This window comes from Sphingomonas changbaiensis NBRC 104936 (assembly GCF_000974765.1).
Classification (GTDB): domain Bacteria; phylum Pseudomonadota; class Alphaproteobacteria; order Sphingomonadales; family Sphingomonadaceae; genus Sphingomonas_B; species Sphingomonas_B changbaiensis.
This window is the reverse complement of sequence record NZ_BBWU01000011.1, coordinates 1-22,173: the sequence shown is the minus strand read 5'-3', so window position 1 is coordinate 22,173 and position 22,173 is coordinate 1. Positions and strand designations below refer to the sequence as shown.

35 protein-coding genes and 1 pseudogene are annotated in these 22,173 nt (G+C 64.5%); 6 read left to right on the top strand and 30 right to left on the bottom strand.

The genetic code is table 11. The annotated features are described in order from the left end of the window. Positions 1-34: 34 nt before the first annotated feature. Positions 35-895, top strand: a complete 861-nt coding sequence (locus tag SCH01S_RS02260; RefSeq protein WP_046347166.1) for a hypothetical protein — start codon at positions 35-37, stop codon at positions 893-895. 236 nt (positions 896-1,131) lie between these two features. Here the strand turns inward: SCH01S_RS02260 and SCH01S_RS02255 are convergent, their stop codons facing one another. From SCH01S_RS02255 to rplO, 3 genes are all read right to left on the bottom strand, one after another. Then, positions 1,132-1,779 (bottom strand): adenylate kinase, encoded by a 648-nt coding sequence (locus SCH01S_RS02255; RefSeq protein WP_046347158.1) that lies wholly within the window; start codon positions 1,777-1,779, stop codon positions 1,132-1,134. A 24-nt stretch (positions 1,780-1,803) separates the two neighbouring features. Beyond that, positions 1,804-3,171: a preprotein translocase subunit SecY gene (gene secY, locus SCH01S_RS02250; protein WP_046347157.1), complete on the bottom strand. Its 1,368-nt coding sequence runs from the start codon at positions 3,169-3,171 to the stop codon at positions 1,804-1,806. A gap of 113 nt (positions 3,172-3,284) precedes the next feature. Then, positions 3,285-3,815 carry a 50S ribosomal protein L15 gene (rplO, locus tag SCH01S_RS02245; protein ID WP_046347156.1) on the bottom strand — a complete coding sequence of 177 codons (531 nt, stop codon included), beginning with the start codon at positions 3,813-3,815 and terminating at the stop codon, positions 3,285-3,287. Between the two features lie 680 nt (positions 3,816-4,495). Between rplO and SCH01S_RS02240 the strand changes: the two genes are divergently transcribed. Both SCH01S_RS02240 and SCH01S_RS02235 read left to right on the top strand, forming a co-directional pair. After that, the gene (locus SCH01S_RS02240) at positions 4,496-5,530 is read left to right on the top strand and encodes a hypothetical protein (protein WP_046347155.1); all 1,035 of its coding nucleotides are present in this window, start codon (positions 4,496-4,498) and stop codon (positions 5,528-5,530) included. Positions 5,531-5,541: 11 nt separating this feature from the next. Beyond that, positions 5,542-6,264, top strand: coding sequence for a toll/interleukin-1 receptor domain-containing protein (locus SCH01S_RS02235; RefSeq protein ID WP_046347154.1), 723 nt, complete (start codon positions 5,542-5,544; stop codon positions 6,262-6,264). 254 nt (positions 6,265-6,518) lie between these two features. Here SCH01S_RS02235 and rpmD (SCH01S_RS02230) read toward each other — a convergent pair whose 3' ends face one another. Together rpmD (SCH01S_RS02230) and SCH01S_RS16285 are read right to left on the bottom strand one after the other, a co-directional pair. After that, complete coding sequence (gene rpmD, locus SCH01S_RS02230) at positions 6,519-6,698, bottom strand: 50S ribosomal protein L30 (protein WP_046347151.1); 180 nt, start codon at positions 6,696-6,698, stop codon at positions 6,519-6,521. 6 nt (positions 6,699-6,704) lie between these two features. Beyond that, positions 6,705-6,803, bottom strand: a pseudogene (locus SCH01S_RS16285) (30S ribosomal protein S5); the annotation flags it as partial. Positions 6,804-6,847: 44 nt separating this feature from the next. On the opposite strand from SCH01S_RS16285, the gene SCH01S_RS02225 reads away from it, so the two are divergent. Next, entirely contained in the window at positions 6,848-7,114 is a 267-nt protein-coding gene (locus SCH01S_RS02225; RefSeq protein ID WP_046347153.1) for a type II toxin-antitoxin system ParD family antitoxin, read from the top strand. After that, positions 7,111-7,410, top strand: coding sequence for a type II toxin-antitoxin system RelE/ParE family toxin (locus SCH01S_RS02220; RefSeq protein WP_046347152.1), 300 nt, complete (start codon positions 7,111-7,113; stop codon positions 7,408-7,410). The genes SCH01S_RS02225 and SCH01S_RS02220 overlap by 4 nt, the downstream gene beginning before the upstream one ends. Before the next feature lie 68 nt (positions 7,411-7,478). Here SCH01S_RS02220 and rpmD (SCH01S_RS02215) read toward each other — a convergent pair whose 3' ends face one another. The 25 genes from rpmD (SCH01S_RS02215) to SCH01S_RS16705 form a co-directional block, all read right to left on the bottom strand. Next, a complete protein-coding gene (gene rpmD, locus SCH01S_RS02215; protein WP_046347151.1) occupies positions 7,479-7,658 on the bottom strand; it encodes a 50S ribosomal protein L30 in 180 nt (59 codons plus the stop codon). Between the two features lie 6 nt (positions 7,659-7,664). Then, a complete protein-coding gene (rpsE, locus tag SCH01S_RS02210) occupies positions 7,665-8,381 on the bottom strand; it encodes a 30S ribosomal protein S5 (protein ID WP_046347150.1) in 717 nt (238 codons plus the stop codon). Beyond that, a complete protein-coding gene (rplR, locus tag SCH01S_RS02205; protein WP_046347149.1) occupies positions 8,382-8,735 on the bottom strand; it encodes a 50S ribosomal protein L18 in 354 nt (117 codons plus the stop codon). Next, positions 8,735-9,268 carry a 50S ribosomal protein L6 gene (rplF, locus tag SCH01S_RS02200; protein WP_046347148.1) on the bottom strand — a complete coding sequence of 178 codons (534 nt, stop codon included), beginning with the start codon at positions 9,266-9,268 and terminating at the stop codon, positions 8,735-8,737. Before rplF ends, rplR begins: the two co-directional genes overlap by 1 nt. Positions 9,269-9,270: 2 nt before the next feature. Continuing rightward, positions 9,271-9,666, bottom strand: a complete 396-nt coding sequence (rpsH, locus tag SCH01S_RS02195) for a 30S ribosomal protein S8 (protein WP_046347147.1) — start codon at positions 9,664-9,666, stop codon at positions 9,271-9,273. 10 nt (positions 9,667-9,676) lie between these two features. Further along, the gene (rpsN, locus tag SCH01S_RS02190; protein WP_046347146.1) at positions 9,677-9,982 is read right to left on the bottom strand and encodes a 30S ribosomal protein S14; all 306 of its coding nucleotides are present in this window, start codon (positions 9,980-9,982) and stop codon (positions 9,677-9,679) included. A gap of 19 nt (positions 9,983-10,001) precedes the next feature. After that, complete coding sequence (rplE, locus tag SCH01S_RS02185) at positions 10,002-10,583, bottom strand: 50S ribosomal protein L5 (RefSeq protein WP_046347145.1); 582 nt, start codon at positions 10,581-10,583, stop codon at positions 10,002-10,004. Next, positions 10,576-10,896 carry a 50S ribosomal protein L24 gene (gene rplX / locus SCH01S_RS02180; protein WP_046347144.1) on the bottom strand — a complete coding sequence of 107 codons (321 nt, stop codon included), beginning with the start codon at positions 10,894-10,896 and terminating at the stop codon, positions 10,576-10,578. Before rplX ends, rplE begins: the two co-directional genes overlap by 8 nt. Positions 10,897-10,898: 2 nt before the next feature. After that, entirely contained in the window at positions 10,899-11,267 is a 369-nt protein-coding gene (gene rplN / locus SCH01S_RS02175; protein WP_046347143.1) for a 50S ribosomal protein L14, read from the bottom strand. Positions 11,268-11,279: 12 nt separating this feature from the next. After that, a complete protein-coding gene (rpsQ, locus tag SCH01S_RS02170) occupies positions 11,280-11,552 on the bottom strand; it encodes a 30S ribosomal protein S17 (protein WP_046347142.1) in 273 nt (90 codons plus the stop codon). Positions 11,553-11,564: 12 nt separating this feature from the next. After that, positions 11,565-11,765 carry a 50S ribosomal protein L29 gene (gene rpmC / locus SCH01S_RS02165; protein WP_046347141.1) on the bottom strand — a complete coding sequence of 67 codons (201 nt, stop codon included), beginning with the start codon at positions 11,763-11,765 and terminating at the stop codon, positions 11,565-11,567. Then, positions 11,762-12,199: a 50S ribosomal protein L16 gene (gene rplP, locus SCH01S_RS02160; protein WP_046347140.1), complete on the bottom strand. Its 438-nt coding sequence runs from the start codon at positions 12,197-12,199 to the stop codon at positions 11,762-11,764. Before rplP ends, rpmC begins: the two co-directional genes overlap by 4 nt. 17 nt (positions 12,200-12,216) lie before the next feature. Next, complete coding sequence (gene rpsC / locus SCH01S_RS02155) at positions 12,217-12,924, bottom strand: 30S ribosomal protein S3 (RefSeq protein ID WP_046347139.1); 708 nt, start codon at positions 12,922-12,924, stop codon at positions 12,217-12,219. Continuing rightward, a complete protein-coding gene (gene rplV / locus SCH01S_RS02150) occupies positions 12,924-13,301 on the bottom strand; it encodes a 50S ribosomal protein L22 (protein ID WP_046347138.1) in 378 nt (125 codons plus the stop codon). Before rplV ends, rpsC begins: the two co-directional genes overlap by 1 nt. After that, positions 13,301-13,579, bottom strand: a complete 279-nt coding sequence (gene rpsS / locus SCH01S_RS02145) for a 30S ribosomal protein S19 (protein ID WP_046347137.1) — start codon at positions 13,577-13,579, stop codon at positions 13,301-13,303. The genes rplV and rpsS overlap by 1 nt, the downstream gene beginning before the upstream one ends. Before the next feature lie 3 nt (positions 13,580-13,582). Then, positions 13,583-14,419: a 50S ribosomal protein L2 gene (gene rplB, locus SCH01S_RS02140; protein WP_046347136.1), complete on the bottom strand. Its 837-nt coding sequence runs from the start codon at positions 14,417-14,419 to the stop codon at positions 13,583-13,585. Positions 14,420-14,423: 4 nt separating this feature from the next. Further along, a complete protein-coding gene (locus SCH01S_RS02135) occupies positions 14,424-14,741 on the bottom strand; it encodes a 50S ribosomal protein L23 (RefSeq protein WP_046347135.1) in 318 nt (105 codons plus the stop codon). Then, on the bottom strand, positions 14,734-15,360 hold the full coding sequence (gene rplD, locus SCH01S_RS02130) for a 50S ribosomal protein L4 (protein ID WP_046347134.1): 627 nt from the start codon (positions 15,358-15,360) through the stop codon (positions 14,734-14,736). Before rplD ends, SCH01S_RS02135 begins: the two co-directional genes overlap by 8 nt. 3 nt (positions 15,361-15,363) lie before the next feature. Beyond that, positions 15,364-16,113, bottom strand: a complete 750-nt coding sequence (rplC, locus tag SCH01S_RS02125) for a 50S ribosomal protein L3 (protein ID WP_046347133.1) — start codon at positions 16,111-16,113, stop codon at positions 15,364-15,366. Positions 16,114-16,367: 254 nt separating this feature from the next. Next, positions 16,368-16,679, bottom strand: coding sequence for a 30S ribosomal protein S10 (gene rpsJ / locus SCH01S_RS02120; RefSeq protein ID WP_046347132.1), 312 nt, complete (start codon positions 16,677-16,679; stop codon positions 16,368-16,370). Positions 16,680-16,785: 106 nt separating this feature from the next. Next, positions 16,786-17,976: an elongation factor Tu gene (gene tuf, locus SCH01S_RS02115; RefSeq protein WP_046347131.1), complete on the bottom strand. Its 1,191-nt coding sequence runs from the start codon at positions 17,974-17,976 to the stop codon at positions 16,786-16,788. Positions 17,977-18,056: 80 nt separating this feature from the next. Next, a complete protein-coding gene (gene fusA / locus SCH01S_RS02110; protein ID WP_046347130.1) occupies positions 18,057-20,129 on the bottom strand; it encodes an elongation factor G in 2,073 nt (690 codons plus the stop codon). 69 nt (positions 20,130-20,198) lie between these two features. Then, complete coding sequence (rpsG, locus tag SCH01S_RS02105; RefSeq protein ID WP_046347129.1) at positions 20,199-20,669, bottom strand: 30S ribosomal protein S7; 471 nt, start codon at positions 20,667-20,669, stop codon at positions 20,199-20,201. Between the two features lie 60 nt (positions 20,670-20,729). Next, positions 20,730-21,101, bottom strand: a complete 372-nt coding sequence (gene rpsL / locus SCH01S_RS02100; protein ID WP_019831557.1) for a 30S ribosomal protein S12 — start codon at positions 21,099-21,101, stop codon at positions 20,730-20,732. 229 nt (positions 21,102-21,330) lie between these two features. Next, complete coding sequence (locus SCH01S_RS16705; protein WP_169746342.1) at positions 21,331-21,489, bottom strand: hypothetical protein; 159 nt, start codon at positions 21,487-21,489, stop codon at positions 21,331-21,333. A gap of 171 nt (positions 21,490-21,660) precedes the next feature. Between SCH01S_RS16705 and SCH01S_RS02095 the strand changes: the two genes are divergently transcribed. Continuing rightward, entirely contained in the window at positions 21,661-22,098 is a 438-nt protein-coding gene (locus tag SCH01S_RS02095) for an RrF2 family transcriptional regulator (protein WP_046347128.1), read from the top strand. Positions 22,099-22,173: the final 75 nt, after the last annotated feature.

Here is a 22,173-nt window from a genome sequence, read left to right as displayed (position 1 = left end):
GCGCGTGCCGCTCGGCTGCACGGCAGACGAGAAAATGAACGATCGCAGAGCGTCCGGCTGGCGAACATGGACGGCGGCAGGCATCTTCGTCGGCCTGGTGATTGCCGGCGTGCTGATCAGCCGCCCTGAGCCCAAGCCCGAGCCCACACCGACCCCGGTGGCGACGCCCAGTCCCGCGCCGATCGTGCCGGCAATCGTGCCCCGTCCGCTGCTGCCCTTGACGCGAAGCGACCTGATCGACGCCGCCGATGCCGCGGCGAGCCGCTTCGCCGGCGGAGAGCAGGCGGCGGCGTCGGACCTGCCAGGCCGGCGATTCACGCTCAGCCTGCCCTTCGGCTGCGCCGGCCCGGCAGCGAACCTGAAGGAGGTTCCGACGGGGTGGAGCTACGATGCGAAGGACGGCACGCTGCGCGTCAAGGTCACGCCGCAGGTCTGGACCGACGCGCCTATCCTCAAGGCGGTCGCCGCGGGCGTCGGGTTCGAAGCGGCGGAAGGCTTCTGGATCGATCATCCCTGGAAGCGGTCGGACACCTGCCCGCCCCGGGCCGCCGCCACGCCTGCGCAGCCGGAGACGCCCCAAGCAGCGCCCGCCACTCCCAGCCGACAGACGCTCGGGCTCGTCGAGCTGTTCGAACCTGGCGCCAAGCGCGAGGAGCGGCGCAACGGGCGCGCCTATCAGGCCGTCAAGAAAGTGGCACAGGGCGAGCTGGCGCTCGACCGCGGATTGCGGCTGGTGGTCGAGGGACGGCTCGTCGCGCTGGCCAACGGGCAGGCGATCGGATGCTGGAGCCCCTCGCCCGACCAGCGGCCGGTCTGCATCATCCGCGTCCGCTTCGACCGGATCGCGATCACCGGCCCGACCGGCGAGCAGGTTCTCGCCGAATGGAAGAGCTAAAGCGGCTTGTGATCTGATCGATTCAGGTCGCTCGTCCCGAGCGGAGCGCGTCGCGCGAAGTCGAGGGGCGGAAGCTCCGAGCAGCGCCCCTCGACTTCGCTCGGGACGAGCGAGCTGGGATCACGATTTCTTGCTCGACGGCGAAGCCGGCAGCATTACCGGCGACGACCTTGGCCGATGCGGGGGAAGCCGGAGCTGCGGCGATCAGGACTACCCTCTCCCCGAACGAGGACGGATCACCTGTCGAGGATCGCCGCGATTGCTGCGGTCACCGCGTCCATGTCGGCCATGCCGTCGACGCGGCTGACGATGCCGCGGGCTTCGTAGAACGGCAGGATCGGCGCCGTCTTGGCACGGTATTCGGCCATGCGGGTGCGGACCGTTTCGGCATTGTCGTCCGGGCGCCGCTTGAACTCATGGGAGCCGCAGACGTCGCAGGTGCCCTCGACCTTCGGCAGCTTGAACCGGTCGTGATAGCCGGTGCCGCATTTGGCGCAGGTGAAGCGGCCGGTGATGCGTTCGACCAGCGCGTCTTCGTCGACCTCGAGCTCGATCACATGGTCGAGCTTGCGGCCGCGGGACGCAAGGATCGCATCGAGCGACTCCGCCTGGGCGGCGGTGCGCGGATAACCGTCGAAGATCGCGCCCTGCTCGGGCGCCATCATGTCGAGCGCCTCGCCGATCAGGTCGGAGACGATCTCGTCGGAGACCAACTCGCCCGCGTCCATCACGGCCGCGACCCGCGCACCAAGCGCGGTGCCCGACTTGCGCGCCGCGCGAAGCATGTCGCCGGTTGACAGCTGGACCATGCCGCGTGTCGCGACCAGCCGTTCGGCCTGCGTCCCCTTCCCCGCCCCCGGCGGGCCCAGCAGGATGATGTTCATGACCCTTCCCCTTGGAGCCCGATTTTATCGGATGCGGCCCTTCAGCTTCGCCTTCTTGATCAGGTCGCCATATTGGTGGGCGAGCAGATGGCTCTGGATCTGGGAGACGGTATCCATCGTCACGTTGACGACGATCAGCAGGCTGGTGCCGCCCAGGTAGAAGGGAATGCCGGCGGCCGAGACCAGATATTCCGGCAGCAGGCAGATCAGCGTCAGATATGCGGCGCCGATCACGGTGATGCGCGTCAGCACGTAATCCAGGTAATCGGCCGTGTTCTTGCCGGGGCGGATGCCCGGGATGAAGCCGCCATTGCGCTTCAGATTGTCGGCCGTTTCCTCAGGATTGAACACCACGGCGGTGTAGAAGAAGGTGAAGAAGATGATGCCGGCGCCATAGAGGCCCATATAGATCGGCGATCCGTGCTGCAGATACTGGTTGAGCGTGATCAGGAAATCGCTCCACCAGCCCTGGCCCTGGCTCGCGCGCTGGCCGGCGAACTGGCTGATCGTCAGCGGCATCAGCAGCAGCGACGACGCAAAGATCGGCGGGATCACGTTCGCGGTGTTGATCTTCAGCGGCAGGTGGCTGCGATCCGCCTGCATCATGCCGCGCTGCGTCTGTCGCTTGGGATACTGGATCAGCACCCGGCGCTGCGCCCGCTCCATGAAGCAGATGAAGCCGACCAGGCCCAAGGCCGCGACCACGATCGTGATGATCAGCAGCGGCGAAAGGCTGCCGGTGCGGCCGCCTTCGAACAGGTTGACGAGCGTCGTCGGCAGCTGCGCGACGATACCGGCCATGATGATCAGCGACACGCCGTTGCCGACGCCGCGGCTGGTGATCTGCTCGCCCAGCCACATCAGGAACATGGTGCCGCCGATCAGCGACACGACCGCCGTGACGCGGAACAGCATGCCGGGATCGACCACCGCCTGCACGCCCTGCTGGGCGCCGAAGCTTTCAAGGCCGACGGCGATGAACCAGCCCTGGATCGCGGTCAGGCCGACCGTGCCGTAGCGGGTGTACTGGTTCAGCCGCTTGCGCCCGCTTTCGCCTTCCTTCTTGATTGCGTTCAGCGTGGGGCTGAGCGAGGTCGCGAGCTGCACCACGATCGAGGCGGTGATGTACGGCATCACGCCCAGCGCGATGATCGACATGCGCGCGAGCGAGCCGCCCGAGAAGGTGTTGAAGAAATCGAGCACGCCGCCATGCGTCTGGTTGGCGAGCAGCCCCAGCGCGGTCGGGTCGATGCCCGGCAGCGGAATGAAGCTCAGCATGCGGAACACGATCAGCACGCCGAACGTGAACCAGAGCCGATTCTTCAGCTCGGTCGCTTCGCCGAACTTCGACAGATTGAGATTGGAAGACAGTGCGTCGGCTCGAGATGCCATGGCCTTGGGTCAGTCCTGGAAAAACAAAGCGGCGGCGAGCTCTTTCGCCCCCCGCCGCTCCATATAGTGGCCCCTTCCCCTTTGTCTAAGGGGTCGGGATCGAGCGGCTGGGCTTAGGCCCGGGCCGCCTTCTTTGCGTCGCGCACGCTGTTCTTCTTCGCGGCCGCCTTTTCGGCGGCCGGAACGACGGTCAGCACCTCGACCGAGCCGCCGGCCTTCTCGACCGCCTCACGCGCGCCCTTCGACACGCCGGCGACGGAGAAGTTCAGCTTGGCCGAGAAATCGCCCTTGCCGAGCAGGCGGACGCCGTCCTTGCCGCCGCGGGCGAGGCCCGCCGCCTTCAGCGCGGCGTGGTCGATCGTGCCCTTGGCGTCGAGCTTCTTGGCGTCCACCGCCTTCTGGATCGCGCCCAAATTCACCTCGGCATAATCCTTGGCGAAGATGTTGTTGAAGCCGCGCTTCGGCAGCCGCATGTGGAGCGGCATCTGACCGCCCTCGAAGCCGGCGATCGAAACGCCCTCACGGCTCTTCTGACCCTTCTGGCCGCGGCCGGCGGTCTTGCCCTTGCCGGAACCGATGCCCCGGCCGACGCGGATCTTCGATTTACGCGCGCCCGAATTGTCGCGGATTTCGTTCAGTTTCATTGCACTCGGTTTCCCTGTGTTCGCGCAGATTGGATGGAAGCGGCGGGCCTTAGCGACGGCGGACGCGTTTGTCCAGCGGACCAGCGCGCGCCTGCAGACGGGAATGATCTGGCGTCGGTAACCAATATCCGGTCTTCGATGCCCATTGTCGTCCGACTTGGACAACATGGACGAGTTGGATGACATTCACATGGAATCAGGAAAATTTTCCCTTTCCCGCGAAGATCGCGCGAGACACTCGAATCAACGGTGAGAAGGAGCCGGCGCCCAGCGTGGCACAGCGGCGCGGGTGTAGGACAGGGATTTCGATTCGCATGGGGGGCCTGGCGAAGCCGTGACCGTCGCTTCCAGATTGGGAAGGGTTTGACCGAAATGCGCCCATCGCGGACGCCGAGCTTCGATGTTCCTTTGCCCGCAAGCAGCCGTTGGCGCGTCTAATTCAAAGATTAAGAAGGTCCTTTGTGTAGCCCAAGGCGGCGACCAGCTTCCCTTGAGAAATCACGAAAAACGGGAGTCGCAAGGTAGTCGTCTGTCGGCGTGCTGGCTAATGGGTATTCATACGAGGTACTCGCTAGGGTTTCTTCCCACCGCAATCCTGCATGCGCTTCACTTTCCTTCTGCTCTTGAACACCCATTCTCGGCCCCCATTTGTTCTCAGATTAACAGAGGGGCAATATCGCATGGCAAAGCGTTTCTCGTGGAAGAGCAACTACCGCAGCATCCCGACCTTCGTGACCGAGGCGCTGGTTCGGATCGAGGGCGATCTAATCCAAGTGGCCGCGACCAAGAAAATTCATCGGACTGAGATCGAGAACGGGCAATATGCCCACGTCGGGCTACGCGCCGAAGAAGGCAAGATCGCAACCTCTGGTCCAGTCTCGCCATCCGCCGATGCGGGCAAGTGGTCCGAGCGCAATGCGTTCGGTTGGGATCGTAAGCGGCAAGATTGGCCCATGGTCCCTAAGACATGGACATTCGAGTCTCCGAACTTCGGTGATGGCGCTCGAAACGGATGGACCATGAGGTCGTGGACAAAGGACGTTTACCAGCATCAGGTGTTCGAGCCTCAGGGTATGATGATCGAGCCAACGGTTCTCAAAGACCGTGGCGGCGATCACGTCGTGATCAAGTTCGCCCTAACCCCGCTGCTGGATCGTGCCATGGCGGAGTTCGAGCTCATGCTTCGCTGGTCAATCAATGTCCTTCAAGAGAACACCGGCACCACGGGCGTGTTTGCCAGTGACGCGTCGACCGACGACTACAAGGCGACGGTGACGTTGGACTGGCAGATATTCCCGCCAGGGACCGCGGACGAAATCGTCGCTCGGCTCACCAGCACCGCGCGCCCGGCCAATGCGCCGGATTTCGAGAAGCATATCCGTGACCGCGTTCGCCTCTTCGAAAATTTCAACCCGACCAACTACATCAGAGGCCAAGGCGGGTTCGGATCGTATTTCGGCGCCCAGTTCGCCGACGATCTAGTGGTGTTCGAGAACCTGAAATACGGCAACGCGGTCTATCTGCTCTACCAAAACTGGGATGAGGTCTCCCGCCGGTCGCGGCTAGATCTCCTACGCGATCAAGATGCGCATTTTGACCGCGTGGTCCATAAGAACGGCTGGGAGGGCCACCTCACGGCGCTCCTTCATGACAAACTATTCGAACGCGGGCTTCGGCGCCGCCGGAACGGCTATCGCTCCAAGCGCGGCCGGTAGGGGAGATTAAAATGGCTAGATGCACTGCACCTTCTTATGGCCACCGCTCGGCGAGCGCGGCCGCGAATTGTCCCGCCTGTCGCGGCCGCTACGGTCGTAGCTACGGCGGTTATGGCGGATACAGCCCTCCTTCTTACTCACCTCCCTCCTACACTTCATATTCGTCCTCTGGCAGCGGCAGCGGGCGTAGCGGCGGCGGTAATTCGAGCAGGACCAAGAAGCCACGCTGGTCGTCGGCAAGCTCCCCCGTCTTCTACACCGCCGAACAAGTACGGGCGTTCGAGCCGGTTCGTGAAAACGTCGAGAGCCTGGCGACCTCGCAACCGGATTTGCGCGATGTGTTTCTCTGTCACGCATGGGACGACAGATTGGACTCCGCCAAGGAACTGCATGATCTGCTCGAAGCTCGCGGTGTCAGGGTGTGGTTCAGCGAGAAGGACCTTGGCCTGGGGGTGCCGATGATGCGGGCGATCGACAAAGGTCTGGTGAATTCCCGCGTCGGGATCGTTCTAGTGACCCCGGCCATGCTGCGTCGCCTTCCGGCAGAGGGCGTCGCCGACAAGGAGCTGTCGGCACTTCTCCGGCGTGAGCGGCTCGTGCCGGTGGTGCACGGAACGACTTATGAAGAACTTGAGAAGGTCAGTCTCCTGCTCGCGTCTCGTGCCGGGTTGAGCACTGCCGAAGAGTCGATGGCCGACGTTGCGGCCAAGCTCGCCGAACTGGTCGCGGTTTGAGTCACGAGGTCAATGGCTCGACAGATTCGGGGCGGCGCACCAGCCTTGCCGTCGCCCAAGTTAGCCGAGCCAACCACCCTTATCGAGCCGTTAGGGCCATCGCGCCGGTAGCAGAAAGACGATTGAAAAGCGGAAGATGGCACGAAGCAGACTGCCCGTTACCGGCCTGAACCGGCGCCTACCCTCGCACACAAAGAAAAAGCCCGGAGCGGCATTGCCGTCCGGGCTCTTTCGTTGCGCCGGGAGGCGGAGGTTTACCCCTCCAGCACCTCGACCATGTGGGGCAGCTTGCGGATCATGCCGCGGACTTCGGGGGTGTCCTCGAGCTCGCTGACCTTGTGCATCTTGTTGAGGCCCAGGCCGATCAGCGTCGCGCGCTGATCCTTGGTGCGGCGGATCGGAGAGCCGATCTGCTTGATCTTGATCTTCGCCATCTGCGCTTACTCCACGACCATCGCCGCATCCGCCTCGGCGGTCTGCGAGCCGCCGCGGCCGAGCAGGTCGGCGATCTTCTTGCCCCGGCGCTGCGCGACCGACTTCACAAACGCACGTTGATAACTATTATCCGATGTCGGAGGTGTGTATGGCCAGCAGTGTTGATCTGGGGAACCAGCTCGAATCCTTCGTGACCCAGCTCGTTAAGACGGGCCGCTACAACTCGCGCAGCGAGATTTTGCGCGAAGGCGTCCGGCTGATCCATGAGCGGGAAACAAAGCTTGCTGCGCTCGACGCATCGATCATGCGCGGCATCGCCTCGGCAGACACGGGGCGGGTTCACGAGCTCGACGATGTGGCGGCGAAGCTTGACGCCAAATACGCAAAGATGGCCACCGACCGACGGTCGCAATGAAGGTCGTCATCACGACCGATGCGCTGAACGACCTGGAGCAGATCGGCGACTATATCGCGCGGGACAACCCCACGCGCGCGCGCAGCTTCGTCGCCGAGCTGGTGGCCAAAGCGCAGGGTCTCGCCGACATGGCAGAAGCGTTTCCGCTGGTGCCGCGATATGCGGGTTTTGGCATCCGCCGGCGCGTGCACGGCGCTTACCTGATCTTCTACCGCGTCGAAGAAACGCGAGTGACCGTCATCCACATTCTGCATGGCGCCCGGGATTACGAGGCGTTGCTGTTCCCGGAAGACTGAGCGGACGCAAAAAAAGCCCGGAGCGGCATTGCCGTCCGGGCTCTTTCGATTCGCCGCGAGATGGAGGGTCAGCCCTCCAGCACCTCGACCATGTGCGGCAGCTTGCGGATCATGCCGCGGACCTCGGGGGTGTCCTCGAGCTCGCTGACCTTGTGCATCTTGTTGAGGCCCAGGCCGATCAGCGTCGCGCGCTGATCCTTGGTGCGGCGGATCGGAGAGCCGATCTGCTTGATCTTGATCTTCGCCATCTGCGCTTACTCCACGACCATCGCCGCATCCGCCTCGGCGGTCTGCGAGCCGCCGCGGCCGAGCAGGTCGGCGATCTTCTTGCCCCGGCGTTGCGCGACCGACTTGGGCGAGGTCTGCTCGCCAAGCGCTTCGAACGTCGCCCGGATCATGTTGTAGGGGTTGGAGGTGCCGACCGACTTGGTCACCACATCGGCCACGCCCAGGCTCTCGAAGATCGCGCGCATCGGACCGCCGGCGATGATGCCGGTGCCCTGCGGTGCCGAACGGAGCGTCACACGGCCCGCGCCGAAGTGACCGTTGCCGTCGTGATGCAGCGTCCGGCCCTCGCGGAGCGGCACGCGGATCATCTTCTTCTTGGCCGAAGCGGTCGCCTTCGAGATGGCTTCCGGCACTTCGCGCGCCTTGCCGTGGCCGAAGCCGACCCGGCCCTTGCCGTCGCCGACCACGACCAGCGCCGCAAAGCCGAAGCGCTTGCCGCCCTTCACCGTCTTCGAGACGCGGTTGATGTGGACGAGCTTTTCGATCAGCTCCTCGCCGCCCTCTTCGCCGCCGCCGCGACGATCGTCACGACGCCCACGGTTGCCGTCACGGCCGCCGCGGCCGCGATCGCCGCCGCCACGCCCGCGGCCGCCACGCGGACCACGGCCCTGACGCTCGCCGCCTTCGGGAGCCGGCGCGCCCGCGCCTTCGGCGCCGGGCTGGATTTCGGTTTCTTCAGCCATTTAGAACTCCAATCCGCCTTCGCGGGCGGCATCAGCGAGCGCCTTCACGCGCCCGTGGAACAGGAAGCCGCCGCGATCGAAGACGACCGCGCTGACGCCGGCAGCCTTCGCACGCTCGGCGACGCGCTTGCCGACCGAGGCCGCGGCATCGGCGGTCGCGCCCGTCGAACCGCGCACGTCCTTGTCGAGGGTCGAAGCGGCAGCGAGCGTGCGGCCCGCTTCGTCATCGATCACCTGCGCATAGATGTGCCGTCCCGACCGGTGGATCGAGAGACGCGGGCGCTGGCCGCCGCGGGCGCGGAGCGCCGTGCGAACGCGCTGGCGGCGCCGGTCGAACAGAGAGAGCTTGGCCATTACTTCTTCTTCCCTTCCTTGCGGAAGATGTACTCGCCGCGATACTTGATGCCCTTGCCCTTATAGGGCTCCGGCTTGCGCCAGCGGCGGATCTCGGCGGCAACCTGGCCGACCTTCTGCTTGTCGATCCCCGAAATGTTGATCGTCGTCTGGTCGGGCGTCGCGATCGTGATGCCTTCCGGCACCGGATAGTCGACGTCGTGGCTGTAGCCGAGCTGCAGCTTCAGGTTCTTGCCCTGGGCATTGGCGCGGTAGCCGACGCCGGTGATCTCGAGGGTCTTGGTGAAGCCCTCGGTCACGCCGGTGATCAGGTTCTGCACCATCGTGCGCTGCATGCCCCAGAAGGAACGCGCCTGCTTGGTGTCGTTGGCCGGCTGGACCGAGATCGCGCCGTCCTGCACCTCGTAGGAGATCAGGTCGGCGAGCGGCATGGTGAGGGTGCCCTTCGGACCCTTCACCGACAGCTGGCCGCCGTCGATGGTGGCGGTGACGCCCGCAGGCATCGCAACCGGCTTCTTTCCGATGCGGCTCATGATCAGAAGACCTCCGCGAGAACCTCGCCGCCCGCATTCTGGTCGCGCGCTTCCGCGTCGGACAGAACGCCCTTGGGCGTCGAGACGATGGTGATGCCAAGGCCGTTGCGCACGCGCGGCAGGTCCTTGGAACCCGAATAAACGCGGCGGCCCGGCTTCGAGACGCGCGCGATGTGCTTGATCGCGGGCTGGCCCTCGAAATACTTGAGCTCGATGCGGATGCCCGCATGGCCGGCGAGGTCTTCCTCGCGATAGCCGCGGATATAGCCTTCACGCTGCAGCACATCGAGCACACGCGCGCGCAGCTTCGACGCCGGCGTCATGATGCTGTCCTTACGCGCCTGCTGGCCGTTGCGGATGCGGGTGAGCAGATCGCCCAGGGGATCGGTCATTGCCATAGGTCGGTCCTTACCAGCTCGACTTGGTCACGCCGGGGATCAGGCCCTTGTTGGCCAGATCGCGCAGCATCACGCGAGCGAGACGGAACTTGCGATAATATGCGCGCGGACGGCCGGTGATCTCGCACCGGTTGCGAATGCGCGTCGGGTTCGCGTTGCGGGGCAGCTCGGCCATCTTCAGCCGCGCTATCAGACGCTCCATCTCATCGAGCGTCTTGTCGTTCGCGGTCGCCTTCAGCTTCGCGTACTTCGGAGCATATTGCTTCACGAGCTTCTTGCGACGCTCGTTCTTGTTCACGGAACTCAGTTTCGCCATGACTTAAGTTCTCCAGGCCTCAGGCCGCTTGCTTCTGTTCGTCCGCATCCTGCGGGAAGGGGAAACCGAACAGACGGAGCAGCTCGCGCGCTTCCTCGTCGGTCTTCGCGGTGGTCGTGACGATCACGTCAAGCCCACGCACCTTCTCGATGCGGTCATAGTTGATCTCCGGGAACACGATCTGTTCCTTGAGACCCATTGCGTAGTTGCCGCGGCCGTCGAACGACTTCGGATTGAGCCCGCGGAAGTCGCGAACGCGCGGCAGCGCGATCGTGATCAGCCGGTCCAGGAACTCGTACATCCGCTCGCGGCGCAGCGTGACCTTGCAGCCGATCGGCATGCCTTCGCGCAGCTTGAACGTCGCGATCGACTTCTTCGCCTTGGTGATGACAGGCTTCTGGCCGGCGATCGCTTCCATTTCGGAGGCGGCCGTCTCGACCTTCTTCTTGTCCTGCGTCGCTTCGCCCACGCCCATGTTGAGCACGATCTTTTCGATCTTGGGCACTTCCATGCGGTTCTTGTAGCCGAACTTCTCCGTCATCGCCTTGGCGATGCGGTCGTCGTACAGCTGCTTCATCCGCGGGGTATAGGTGTCAGCCATTGATGACCTCCCCGGACTTGACGGCCACGCGGACTTTCTTGCCGTCGCGCGTTTCGAAACGGACGCGCGTCGCCTTGCCCGACTTCGGGTCGGCGAGCGCAACCTTCGACACGTGCAGCGGCGCCTCGGTCCGCTCCAGGCCACCCTGCGGGTTCACCTGGCTCGGCTTCTTGTGACGCGTTGCGATGTTGATGCCGGACACGACGACCTTGCCGTCCTTCGGCATCGCGCGAGTGACTTCGCCGGTCTTGCCCTTGTCCTTGCCGGACAGGACGACGACCTTGTCACCCTTTTTGATCTTGGCGGCAGCCATGATTACAAAACCTCCGGCGCCAGGCTGATGATCTTCATGTGCTTCTTCGCGCGAAGCTCACGAACCACCGGCCCGAAAATACGAGTGCCGATCGGCTCCTCGTTCTTGTTGACCAGCACCGCCGCGTTCGAATCGAAACGGATCGTCGACCCGTCCGCGCGGTGAATGTCCTTGGCGGTGCGGACGATGACGGCGCGGTGCACGTCACCCTTCTTCACCTTGCCGCGCGGCGCCGCTTCCTTGACGGAGACGACGATGATGTCGCCCACCGACGCGGTGCGGCGCTTCGAGCCGCCCAGCACCTTGATGCACTGGACCCGCTTCGCACCCGAGTTATCGGCGACGTCCAGGTTGGACTGCATCTGAATCATGTCAGTCTCTCCTTAGCCTTCGGCCGACGCACGCTCAGGCGTGACAGCAGCTGCGACGCGATCCACCACGCGCCAGGTCTTCAGCTTGGAAATCGGCGCGGTCTCTTCGATGCGCACGATCTCGCCGGCCTTGAACTCGTTGCCCTCGTCATGGGCGTGATACTTCTTCGACCGGCGAATGATCTTTCCATAGAGCGGGTGCTTCACCTTACGCTCCACACGGACGACCACCGTCTTGTCGGTCTTGTCGGAGACCACGGTCCCCGTCAGCACGCGCTTCGGCATGTTTCCGTTTCCTTACTTCGCAGCCGAGCGCGAACGCTCGGACTGGATCGTCTTGATGCGCGCGATCGTGCGGCGCACTTCGCGGACCCGCGACGGCTTTTCCAGCTGGCTGGTCGCCGCCTGGAAGCGAAGGTTGAATGCCTCGCGCTTCAGGTTGCCCAGCTGTTCCGACAGCTGATCGTCGGTCAGCGGCTTCAGTTCGCTCTGCTTCACTTGCCGGCTCCCAGGTGGGAGGTGTCGCCCAGGCGGGCCACGACCTTGGTCTTGATCGGCAGCTTCATCGCCGCGCGGCTGAACGCCACGGCCGCGATGTCGCCCGGAACCCCGTCCAGCTCGAACAGGATGCGGCCCGGCTTCACGCGCGCCACCCAATATTCGGGCGCGCCCTTACCGGAACCCATGCGGACTTCGGCTGGCTTCGACGAGACCGGCACGTCCGGGAACACGCGGATCCACAAACGCCCCTGGCGCTTGATGTGACGCGTGATCGCGCGGCGGGCCGCTTCGATCTGGCGGGCGGTGATGCGCTCCGGCTCCATCGCCTTCAGGCCATAGGCGCCGAAGTTCAGCTGGGTGCCGCCCGGCGCGTCGCCGTGGATGCGGCCCTTGTGCGCCTTGCGGAACTTGGTGCGTTTCGGTTGCAGCATTGTCTTTTATCCTGCGCTTAGCGGCGATCGTCGCGCGCCGGGCGCACGCCCGAAGTCTGCGCTTCCATCATCAAACGGTCCTGCGCCGTCGGATCATGGCCGAGAATCTCGCCCTTGAAGATCCAGACCTTGACGCCGCACACGCCATAAGCGGTGTGGGCCTCGGCCTCGGCATAATCGACGTTCGCGCGCAGCGTGTGCAGCGGCACCCGGCCCTCGCGATACCATTCGGTCCGCGCGATCTCCGCACCACCCAGACGGCCGGCGCAGGTGATGCGGATGCCTTCCGCGCCCAGGCGCAGTGCCGACTGCACCGCGCGCTTCATGGCGCGGCGGAACGCGATGCGGCGCTCCAGCTGGTCGGCGACCGACTGGGCGACGAGCTTCGCGTCGATCTCAGGCTTGCGGATCTCGACGATGTTCAGCGACACGTCGGAAGCGGTCATCTCGTTGAGCTTCTTGCGAAGCTTCTCGATGTCCGCGCCCTTCTTGCCGATGATCACGCCGGGACGCGCCGCATAGACGGAGATGCGGCACAGCTTGGCCGGACGCTCGATCACCACCTTGGAGATCGCCGCCTGCGGCAGCGTCTTCATGATGTACTTGCGGATCTTCAGGTCCTCGAGGAGCAGACGACCATAGTCGTCGCCTTCGGCGAACCAGCGGCTGTCCCAGGTCCGGTTGATCTGGAGACGGAGGCCGATCGGATTGCTCTTCTGACCCATTATGCTTCTTCCTGCTCGCGCACGACGATGCGAAGACGGCTGAACGGCTTCACGATCCGGGCCGAACGGCCGCGGGCGCGGGTGGCGAACCGCTTCATCGAGATCGACTTGCCGACGCTGGCTTCCTTGATCACCAGCGCGTCGACGTCGAGATTGTGATTGTTCTCGGCGTTCGCAATCGCGGACGCGAGCACCTTGCGCACTTCGACGGCCATCGCCTTGGGCGAGAACTGGAGGATGTTCATCGCCTCCCCCGCCTTCTTGCCGCGGATGAGGCCGGCGACGAGGTTCAGCTTCTGCGCGCTGCCGCGGATGGTGGTGCCAACCGCCAGCGCTTCCTTGTCGTCGACGCGACGCGGAGCGGACTGCTTGCCCATTAGCGCTTGCCCTTCTTGTCGGCGGCATGGCCCGGGAAGAAGCGGGTCGGCGCGAATTCGCCGAGCTTCATGCCCACCATATCCTCGTTGACCGAGACCGGCACGAACTTGCGGCCGTTATAGACGTTGAACGTCAGCCCGACGAACTGCGGCAGGATCGTTGAACGGCGCGACCAGGTCTTGATCGGAGCCGAACGGCCACTGGCTTCCTGCGCCGCTTCGGCCTTCTTCAGAAGGCTGAGTTCGACGAACGGACCTTTCCAGACGGAACGGGCCATCTCTTAACCCTTCTTCTTCGCGTGACGCGACCGGATGATCATCTTGTCGGTCGCCTTGTTGTGACGGGTGCGCGCACCCTTGGTCGGCTTGCCCCACGGGGTGACCGGGTGACGGCCGCCCGAGGTCCGGCCTTCACCACCGCCGTGCGGGTGGTCGACCGGGTTCTTGGCGACGCCGCGGGTCAGCGGGCGCTTGCCCAGCCAGCGGTTGCGGCCGGCCTTGGCAAGGTTCTGGTTGCCGTTGTCCGGGTTCGACACCGCACCCACCGTGCACATGCACTCGCCGCGGATGTAGCGCTGCTCGCCCGAGTTCAGGCGGACGATGACCATGCCGCGATCGCGGCCGACGACCTGCACATAGGTGCCCGCCGAACGTGCGATCTGACCGCCCTTACCGGGCTTCATCTCGACATTGTGGACGATCGTGCCGACCGGGACCTGGCCGACTTCCATCGCATTGCCCGGCTTCACGTCAGTCTTCTTGCCCGCAATCACGACATCACCGGCACCGAGGCGCTGGGGAGCCAGGATGTAGGCGAGCTCGCCGTCTTCGTACTTCACCAGGGCGATGAAGGCGGTGCGGTTGGGATCATATTCGATCCGCTCGACCGTTGCCGGAGCATCCCACTTGCGGCGCTTGAAATCGATATAGCGATAGCGCTGCTTGTGACCGCCGGCGATGCCGCGCGACGTGACATGGCCCTTGTTGTTGCGGCCGCCCGTCTTGCGCTTGCCTTCGGTCAGCGCCTTGACCGGCTTGCCCTTGTACAGGCCCGACCGGTCGACGAGGATCAGGCCACGCCGGGCCGGGCTCGTCGGGTTGTAATGCTTGAGCGCCATTGCCTCAGATCCCCGTCGTCACGTCGATCGAGTCGCCGTCCTTCAGCGTCACGATCGCTTTCTTCATGTCCGAACGCGTGTAGGGCTTGCCCTTCCAGCGCTTGGTCTTGCCCTTCTGGGTCAGCGTGTTGACGCCCGTGACGGTCACGTTGAACAGCGCCTCAACCGCCGCCTTAATCTGCGGCTTGGTGGCATCGTTCGCGACCTTGAACACGACCGCGTTGTGCTCGCTGAGCAGGGTCGACTTCTCGGTGATGTGCGGCGCGACGACGACGTCATAATGACGGGTGTCGACGGCTGCCGCGGCTTGCTTCTTAGCCATTGAACCGGGCCTCCAGCTTCTCGACCGCGGCCCGGGTGAGCACCAGCGTGTCGTGCTTCAGAATGTCATAGACGTTCGCGCCGATCGCCGGGAGCATGTTGATCTCGCGCAGGTTGCCGGCGGCGAGCGCGAAGCTCGTCTCCACCTGGTCGCCGTCGATCACCAGCGCCGTCTTGCCGAAGCCCAGCTTTTCCAGGTTGCCCTGCAGAGCCTTGGTCTTCGCGTCCTTCAGCGACAGCGTTTCCATGACGATCAGCTTGCCGTCCTTGGCCTTCGACGACAGCGCCATCTTGAGGCCGAGCGCGCGAATCTTCTTGTTCAGCGACGGATTGAAGTCGCGAAGACGCGCACCGTGGGCCTTACCGCCGCCGATGAACACCGGGGCGCGGCGATCGCCGTGACGGGCGGTGCCGCCGCCCTTCTGCCGGCCGAACTTCTTGCCCGAGCGCGCAACGTCCGAGCGCTCGCGGGTCGGACGGGCCGTGCCGCGGCGCTTTTCCAGCTGCCAGGTGATGACGCGGTGCAGGATGTCGGCACGGGGCTCGAGGCCGAAAATATCGTCCTTGAGCTCGATGTCGCCCTTGCCCTTGGCGTCGAGGGTCTGAACCTTGACCTTCATCGCTTAGCCTTCCTGGGTCTCGGTGGCGTCCACAGCCGGCGCCTCGGCGGGCGTTTCGGCGGGAGCATTGTTGTTCTGCGCAGCCTTCAGGCCGGCCGGATAGGGCGCGTCCTTGTGGCGCGACACCTTCACGGCGTCCTTGACGGTCAGCCAGGTGCCCTTGTGACCGGGCACGGAGCCCTTCACGAAGATCAGGCCGCGCTCGACGTCGGTGCCGACGATCTCAAGGTTCTGCTGGGTACGCTGACGGTCGCCCATATGGCCGGCCATCTTCTTGTTCTTGAACACGCGGCCCGGATCCTGGCGGTTGCCGGTCGAACCGTGCGAACGGTGCGAGACCGACACGCCGTGCGTCGCGCGCAGACCGCCGAAGCCCCAGCGCTTCATCGCGCCGGCAAAGCCCTTGCCCTGCGTGTGGCCCGAGACGTCGACCAGCTGGCCGGCGACGAAGTGGTCGGCCGAGATTTCCGCGCCCACATCGAGCAGCGCGTCGTCGGCGACGCGGAACTCGGCGACGCGCGCCTTCGGCTCCACTTCGGCCTTGCCGAAGGCACCACGCTGCGGCTTCGCAACGTTCTTGGCCTTGGCGGTGCCGGCGCCGAGCTGAACCGCGACATAGCCGTCACGATCCGCTTCGCGGCGCCCGATAACTTGCAGATTTTCCAGCTGCAGGACGGTCACCGGCACGTGCCGGCCATCGTCCTGGAACAGGCGGGTCATCCCCATCTTCTTCGCGATCACGCCAGTGCGCATGATCCTGTCCCTTCCAAACAGAGGCTCCGTCGTTCCGAAGAACCCGGGAGCGTGCCAACGAAAAAGGCCCTGGTGTGTCACCAGAGCCAGCCCAATGTCCAAGGCCCCCGTCAGGGCTATCATTTCCGCTTTGTCACAAGCGAAAGACGGGGACTCGGTCGCCGGTCAAGCCGGCCGGTATCCCTAGCTTTCCGCGAAGGCCCAGAAGGCGTTCGCGACGCCGGCTGACGAATCAACCGGCGGGAAGCGGCCTGTTAGGCCAGTTTGATCTCCACATCAACACCCGCGGCGAGGTCGAGCTTCATCAAAGCATCGACGGTCTGCGGGGTCGGCTGCACGATGTCGAGCATGCGCTTGTAGGTGCGCACCTCGAACTGCTCGCGCGACTTCTTGTCGACGTGCGGGCTGCGGTTGACGGTGAATTTCTCGATGCGCGTCGGGAGCGGAATCGGACCCCGAATGAGCGCACCGGTCCGCCGAGCGGTATCGGCGATGTCTCCCGTCGCCTGGTCAAGCACGCGATGATCGAACGCCTTCAGGCGAATCCGGATATTCTGGGTTTCCATGTCCACTACCGATGCGAAAGAGCCATGCCCGGTTATGCCGGGCTTCTATAAATTGCGAACCGCCCGGCCCCCTAGTGGGAGCCGGGCGGCGGTGCAAGCGTAAAGCTTACTTGGTGATCGTCGCGACGACGCCGGCGCCGACGGTACGGCCGCCTTCGCGGATCGCGAAGCGCAGGCCCGGATCCATCGCGATCGGCGCGATCAGCTTGACCGACAGCTGCACGTTGTCGCCCGGCATCACCATCTCGGTGCCCTCGGGGAGAACGACTTCGCCGGTCACGTCCGTCGTGCGGAAGTAGAACTGCGGACGATAGTTGGCGAAGAACGGCGTGTGGCGGCCGCCCTCGTCCTTCGACAGCACGTACACTTCCGACGTGAACTCGGTGTGCGGCTTGATCGAGCCCGGCTTGCAGAGCACCTGGCCGCGCTCGACTTCCTCGCGGCCGACGCCGCGGATCAGCGCACCGATGTTGTCGCCGGCCTGGCCCTGATCGAGCAGCTTGCGGAACATCTCGACGCCGGTGACGACGGTCTTGCGGGTGTCCTTGATGCCGACGATCTCGACTTCCTCGCCGACCTTGACGATGCCGGTCTCGACGCGGCCGGTGACGACGGTGCCGCGGCCCGAGATCGAGAACACGTCCTCGATCGGCATCAGGAACGGCTTGTCGAGCGGACGCTCCGGCTGCGGGATCCAGCTGTCGACGGCCTGCATCAGCTTCAGGATCGCCTGCTTGCCGATCTCGTCATTTGAATCCTCGAGGGCGGCCAGCGCCGAACCCGCGATGATCGGAATGTTGTCGCCGTCGAAGTCGCGCTTGGAAAGCTCCTCGCGGATTTCGAGCTCGACGAGCTCGAGCAGCTCGGGATCGTCGACCTGGTCGACCTTGTTCAGGAACACGACCATCGTCGGCACGCCGACCTGCTTCGCGAGCAGGATGTGCTCCTTGGTCTGCGGCATCGGGCCGTCGGCGGCCGACACGACCAGGATCGCGCCGTCCATCTGCGCGGCGCCGGTGATCATGTTCTTCACATAGTCGGCGTGGCCCGGGCAATCGACGTGCGCATAGTGGCGATCGGCGGTCTCATACTCGACGTGCGCGGTCGAGATGGTGATGCCGCGCTCGCGCTCTTCCGGCGCCTTGTCGATGTTCGCATAGTCGACGAACGTCGCGCCGCCGGTTTCCGCGAGCACCTTCGTGATCGCCGCCGTCAGCGACGTCTTGCCATGGTCGACGTGACCGATGGTGCCGATGTTGCAGTGCGGCTTCGTCCGCTCGAATTTCGCTTTGGCCATTTTCTTCCTACCTTCGTGAATCAGTTTCCCCGGCCGTCAGGGGCACGCGAGAACGCGGCCCCATAACGGCTGTTTTCGGTTTACGCCAGCTTCGCCTTCACTTCGTCGGCCACGTTCTGCGGCACTTCGTCATAGTGGCTGAACTGCATCGTGTACTGCGCGCGGCCCTGGGTGAACGAGCGCAGCTGATTGACGTAGCCGAACATGTTGGCGAGCGGGACCAGCGCAGCCACCGCCTGCGCGTTGCCGCGCGTGTCGGTGCCCTGGATCTGGCCGCGGCGGCTGTTGATGTCGCCGATCACGTCGCCGAGATAATCTTCCGGCGTCACCACCTCGACCTTCATGATCGGCTCGAGGATCTTGATGCCGGCCTTCTGCGCCGCTTCGCGCATCGCACCGCGGGCGCAGATTTCGAAGGCGAGCGCCGACGAGTCGACGTCGTGATACTTGCCGTCGATCAGGTGCACCGCGAAGTCGACGATCGGGAAGCCGATCAGCGACCCGGTCTCGGCCGTCTCGCGCATGCCCTTTTCAACCGACGGGATATATTCGCGCGGGATGTTGCCGCCCTTGATCTCGTCGACGAACTGGAAGCCCGAGCCGCGCTCGCCCGGCACCACCTTCACCTTCACTTCGCCGAACTGGCCGGAGCCGCCCGACTGCTTTTTGTGGGTGTAGGTGAGTTCGACCGGCTTCGCGAGATATTCGCGATACGCCACCTGCGGCGCGCCGACATTCGCTTCGACCTTGAACTCGCGCTTCATGCGGTCGACCAGGATCTCGAGGTGGAGCTCGCCCATCCCCTTGATGATGGTCTGGCCCGATTCATGATCGGTCGACACGCGGAACGACGGGTCCTCGGCGGCCAGGCGGTTGAGCGCGATGCCCATCTTTTCCTGGTCGGCCTTGGTCTTCGGTTCCACCGACAGCTCGATAACCGGATCCGGGAACTCCATGCGCTCCAGGATGATCGGCGCGGTCGGGGCGCACAGCGTGTCGCCCGTCGTGGTTTCCTTCAGGCCCGCGATCGCGACGATATCGCCGGCGAATGCCTCGTCTATGTCCTCGCGGCTGTTGGCATGCATCAGCAGCATGCGGCCGATCTTTTCCTTCTTGTCCTTGACCGAGTTCAGGACCGTGCCCTTCTCGAGCTTTCCCGAGTAGATGCGCGCGAAGGTGAGCGAGCCCACGAACGGGTCGTTCATGATCTTGAACGCCAGCGCCGAGAACGGCGCCGAGTCGTCGGCCGGACGCTCGTCCGGCGTCTCGCCGTCGAGCTTCACGCCCTGCACGTTCGGAATGTCGAGCGGCGACGGCAGATAGTCGACGACCGCGTCGAGCAGCGGCTGCACGCCCTTGTTCTTGAAAGCGGAACCGCACAGCACCGGCACGAACGAGAAGTTCAGCGTGCCCTTGCGGATCAGCGCCTTCAGCGTCGCCGTGTCGGGCTCCTGGCCCTCAAGATACGCTTCCATGACGGCGTCATCCTGCTCGACCGCCATCTCGATCAGCTCGGAACGAGCAGTCGCGGCGGCGTCGGCCAGGTCAGCCGGAATGTCCTGATATTCGAACTTCGCGCCCAGCGACTCTTCGAGCCAGATGATCGCGCGGTTCTCGACCAGGTCGACCAGGCCCTTGAAGCCGCTCTCGATGCCGATCGGCAAATAAAGGACGGCCGGACGGGCGCCGAGGCGGTCCTTGATCATGTCGACGCAGCGCTCGAAGCTCGCGCCGGTGCGGTCGAGCTTGTTGACGAAGCACATCCGCGGCACGTTGTACTTCTCGGCCTGGCGCCACACGGTCTCAGACTGCGGCTCGACGCCGGCAACGCCGTCGAAGCAGGCGACCGCGCCGTCGAGCACGCGCAGCGAACGCTCGACCTCGATCGTGAAGTCGACGTGGCCCGGCGTGTCGATGATGTTGATCCGGTGATCGTTCCAGAAGCACGTTGTCGCGGCCGACGTGATCGTGATGCCGCGCTCCTGCTCCTGCTCCATCCAGTCCATCGTGGCGGTGCCCTCATGGACTTCGCCGATCTTGTAGGACTTGCCGGTGTAATAGAGGATGCGCTCGGTCGTCGTCGTCTTGCCGGCGTCGATGTGCGCCATGATGCCGATATTGCGGTAACGCTCGAGCGGATGGCTGCGGGCCATGATCGTTGCTTCCTTAACGATGTGGGGAGCGGGCACAGGTGCCCGCTCCCCACGATATAGGGTCGGTTTTTACCAGCGGTAGTGGCTGAAGGCGCGGTTCGCTTCGGCCATGCGATGCGTGTCCTCGCGCTTCTTGACCGCGTTGCCGCGGTTCTGCGAGGCGTCCATCAGCTCGCCCGACAGGCGCGCGGCCATCGTCTTCTCGCTGCGCGCACGTGCGGCCGTGATCAGCCAGCGGATCGCGAGCGCCTGGGCGCGCTCGGCGCGGACCTCGACCGGCACCTGATAGGTGGCGCCGCCGACGCGGCGGCTGCGGACCTCGATGCCCGGCTTCACATTGTTCAGCGCATCATGGAACACGCCGATCGGTTCGCGCTTGGCGCGCTGCTCGACGGTTTCGAGAGCGCCATAGACGATCGCTTCGGCGACGGACTTCTTGCCGTCCAGCATCACCGAATTCATGAACTTCGACAGAACCTGATCGCCATAGACGGGATCGGGCAGGATTTCCCGCTTTTCGGGACGACGACGACGAGCCATTGGATTCTTCCTTCTCGCTTCAGCTATACCCGGAACACGTCCGGAGCTTACTTGGCCTGATTACTTGGGACGCTTGGCGCCGTACTTCGAACGGCTCTGCTTGCGGTCCTTGACGCCCTGCGTGTCGAGCACGCCGCGCAGCACATGGTAGCGCACGCCCGGCAAGTCGCGGACGCGGCCGCCGCGGATCAGCACCACCGAGTGCTCCTGAAGGTTGTGACCTTCGCCCGGAATGTAGCTGATGACTTCGCGTTGGTTGGTCAGACGAACCTTGGCGACCTTGCGGAGCGCCGAGTTCGGCTTCTTCGGCGTCGTGGTATAGACGCGCGTGCAGACGCCCCGCTTCTGGGGGTTCTGCTCCATCGCAGGGACCTTGGACTTGGCCTTCTGCGGCTCGCGGCCCTTGCGGACCAACTGATTGATCGTCGGCATTGAAGCCCTTCACCTTATGTTGCCGGAACATTCCGGCGGTTACTTTGCTGGCGCTCAAACTCTTCAAAACAAAAGAGCCCGGTGGCATCAGCCCCCTGGCCCTGGATGCGCCAACAATGTTCAAGCTCACCCGCGCTGCCGGGGGCATGTCACCACCGGCCTCGCGAGCGTGGCGGGCCTATAGCTTCACCACCGCGTCGGGTCAACGCCTTGGCTGAGCAGGTTTCGGTCAGCCGCGCGCGGCGGCTTTTCCGTCCTCGGCGCGTTGCCGATAGGCTTGGGCGAGCGCCGTGTGCGCTGCGACCGCGGCCCGATGCGGCGCTTCCGCCGCCATCCTCATATGTTCCTTGGCCCTGCGAGCCCAATATTCACCGTGCGACTCAGGCATGGTTCTTCTCCCCCGGCGCAGCCGCAGATGAGCGGCGAGTCGGTTGTCCACAGGCTAGCACTCCGGCTGTGGAAAATCGCCCCAATTCGGCACAGCGGGCCCGCTTTCCGCAATCGCCGCGACGAATCCCGAAAGCTTGAAACAAGGGGGCTTTCCCGCCATCTGACAGCCATGCTGTCGCAACGGACCCGCTATGCCATTCGTGCCTTGCTGCACCTGGCGGACCGCTACGGCAAAGGGCCGGTCCAGCTCGCGGAAATCGCTGACGCGCAGAAGATTCCGGCCAAATTCCTGACCGTGATCCTGTCCGAAATGGGCCGCGCCGGCCTGGTCGACACGCAGCGCGGCAAGGATGGCGGCTATTGGCTCGCCAAACGGCCGAGCGAGATCAGCTATGGCGACGTGATCCGCCTCACGCGCGGATCGCTGGCGCTCCTCCCCTGCGCAAGCCGCCTGGCCTATGAACCGTGCAGCAATTGCGTGACGCAGGAACAATGCCGGCTGCGCTGGGTGATGTTGCAGGTCCGCGACGAAACCGCCCGCGTGCTCGACACGATCCGGCTGTCGGACCCGGTGCCCGTGCCGCTGGAGAACGTCGCGGCGGAGTGATGACTCCTCCCCGGAACGGGGAGGGGGACCAGCCGAAGGCTGGTGGAGGGGTCGGTTTGGCGTAAAGCTCGCTAA

Excerpts from the sequence above, each read along its gene's own strand:
- SCH01S_RS02220 (WP_046347152.1), top strand. The coding sequence starts at position 7,111 with ATGAAGGTCGTCATCACGACCGATGCGCTGAACGACCTGGAGCAGATC.
- SCH01S_RS16705 (WP_169746342.1), bottom strand. The coding sequence starts at position 21,489 with ATGCCTGAGTCGCACGGTGAATATTGGGCTCGCAGGGCCAAGGAACAT.
- rpsC (WP_046347139.1), bottom strand. The coding sequence starts at position 12,924 with ATGGGTCAGAAGAGCAATCCGATCGGCCTCCGTCTCCAGATCAACCGG.
- SCH01S_RS02260 (WP_046347166.1), top strand. The coding sequence starts at position 35 with ATGAACGATCGCAGAGCGTCCGGCTGGCGAACATGGACGGCGGCAGGC.
- rplN (WP_046347143.1), bottom strand. The coding sequence starts at position 11,267 with ATGATTCAGATGCAGTCCAACCTGGACGTCGCCGATAACTCGGGTGCG.
- rplX (WP_046347144.1), bottom strand. The coding sequence starts at position 10,896 with ATGGCTGCCGCCAAGATCAAAAAGGGTGACAAGGTCGTCGTCCTGTCC.
- SCH01S_RS02225 (WP_046347153.1), top strand. The coding sequence starts at position 6,848 with ATGGCCAGCAGTGTTGATCTGGGGAACCAGCTCGAATCCTTCGTGACC.
- rplP (WP_046347140.1), bottom strand. The coding sequence starts at position 12,199 with ATGCTGCAACCGAAACGCACCAAGTTCCGCAAGGCGCACAAGGGCCGC.
- rplF (WP_046347148.1), bottom strand. The coding sequence starts at position 9,268 with ATGAGCCGCATCGGAAAGAAGCCGGTTGCGATGCCTGCGGGCGTCACC.
- rpsE (WP_046347150.1), bottom strand. The coding sequence starts at position 8,381 with ATGGCTGAAGAAACCGAAATCCAGCCCGGCGCCGAAGGCGCGGGCGCG.
- rpsQ (WP_046347142.1), bottom strand. The coding sequence starts at position 11,552 with ATGCCGAAGCGCGTGCTGACGGGGACCGTGGTCTCCGACAAGACCGAC.
- rplD (WP_046347134.1), bottom strand. The coding sequence starts at position 15,360 with ATGAAGGTCAAGGTTCAGACCCTCGACGCCAAGGGCAAGGGCGACATC.
- rpmD (WP_046347151.1), bottom strand. The coding sequence starts at position 6,698 with ATGGCGAAGATCAAGATCAAGCAGATCGGCTCTCCGATCCGCCGCACC.
- SCH01S_RS02240 (WP_046347155.1), top strand. The coding sequence starts at position 4,496 with ATGGCAAAGCGTTTCTCGTGGAAGAGCAACTACCGCAGCATCCCGACC.
- rplO (WP_046347156.1), bottom strand. The coding sequence starts at position 3,815 with ATGAAACTGAACGAAATCCGCGACAATTCGGGCGCGCGTAAATCGAAG.
- rpsN (WP_046347146.1), bottom strand. The coding sequence starts at position 9,982 with ATGGCGAAACTGAGTTCCGTGAACAAGAACGAGCGTCGCAAGAAGCTC.
- rplV (WP_046347138.1), bottom strand. The coding sequence starts at position 13,301 with ATGGGCAAGCAGTCCGCTCCGCGTCGCGTCGACGACAAGGAAGCGCTG.
- secY (WP_046347157.1), bottom strand. The coding sequence starts at position 3,171 with ATGGCATCTCGAGCCGACGCACTGTCTTCCAATCTCAATCTGTCGAAG.
- rpsH (WP_046347147.1), bottom strand. The coding sequence starts at position 9,666 with ATGGCAATGACCGATCCCCTGGGCGATCTGCTCACCCGCATCCGCAAC.
- SCH01S_RS02255 (WP_046347158.1), bottom strand. The coding sequence starts at position 1,779 with ATGAACATCATCCTGCTGGGCCCGCCGGGGGCGGGGAAGGGGACGCAG.
- rplB (WP_046347136.1), bottom strand. The coding sequence starts at position 14,419 with ATGGCGCTCAAGCATTACAACCCGACGAGCCCGGCCCGGCGTGGCCTG.
- rpsJ (WP_046347132.1), bottom strand. The coding sequence starts at position 16,679 with ATGGAAACCCAGAATATCCGGATTCGCCTGAAGGCGTTCGATCATCGC.
- rpmD (WP_046347151.1), bottom strand. The coding sequence starts at position 7,658 with ATGGCGAAGATCAAGATCAAGCAGATCGGCTCTCCGATCCGCCGCACC.
- rpsS (WP_046347137.1), bottom strand. The coding sequence starts at position 13,579 with ATGGCCCGTTCCGTCTGGAAAGGTCCGTTCGTCGAACTCAGCCTTCTG.
- rplR (WP_046347149.1), bottom strand. The coding sequence starts at position 8,735 with ATGGCCAAGCTCTCTCTGTTCGACCGGCGCCGCCAGCGCGTTCGCACG.
- rpsG (WP_046347129.1), bottom strand. The coding sequence starts at position 20,669 with ATGGCTCGTCGTCGTCGTCCCGAAAAGCGGGAAATCCTGCCCGATCCC.
- rplC (WP_046347133.1), bottom strand. The coding sequence starts at position 16,113 with ATGCGCACTGGCGTGATCGCGAAGAAGATGGGGATGACCCGCCTGTTC.
- tuf (WP_046347131.1), bottom strand. The coding sequence starts at position 17,976 with ATGGCCAAAGCGAAATTCGAGCGGACGAAGCCGCACTGCAACATCGGC.
- SCH01S_RS02095 (WP_046347128.1), top strand. The coding sequence starts at position 21,661 with ATGCTGTCGCAACGGACCCGCTATGCCATTCGTGCCTTGCTGCACCTG.
- fusA (WP_046347130.1), bottom strand. The coding sequence starts at position 20,129 with ATGGCCCGCAGCCATCCGCTCGAGCGTTACCGCAATATCGGCATCATG.
- SCH01S_RS02235 (WP_046347154.1), top strand. The coding sequence starts at position 5,542 with ATGGCTAGATGCACTGCACCTTCTTATGGCCACCGCTCGGCGAGCGCG.
- rpsL (WP_019831557.1), bottom strand. The coding sequence starts at position 21,101 with ATGCCGACGATCAATCAGTTGGTCCGCAAGGGCCGCGAGCCGCAGAAG.
- SCH01S_RS02135 (WP_046347135.1), bottom strand. The coding sequence starts at position 14,741 with ATGGCTAAGAAGCAAGCCGCGGCAGCCGTCGACACCCGTCATTATGAC.
- rplE (WP_046347145.1), bottom strand. The coding sequence starts at position 10,583 with ATGGCTGACACCTATACCCCGCGGATGAAGCAGCTGTACGACGACCGC.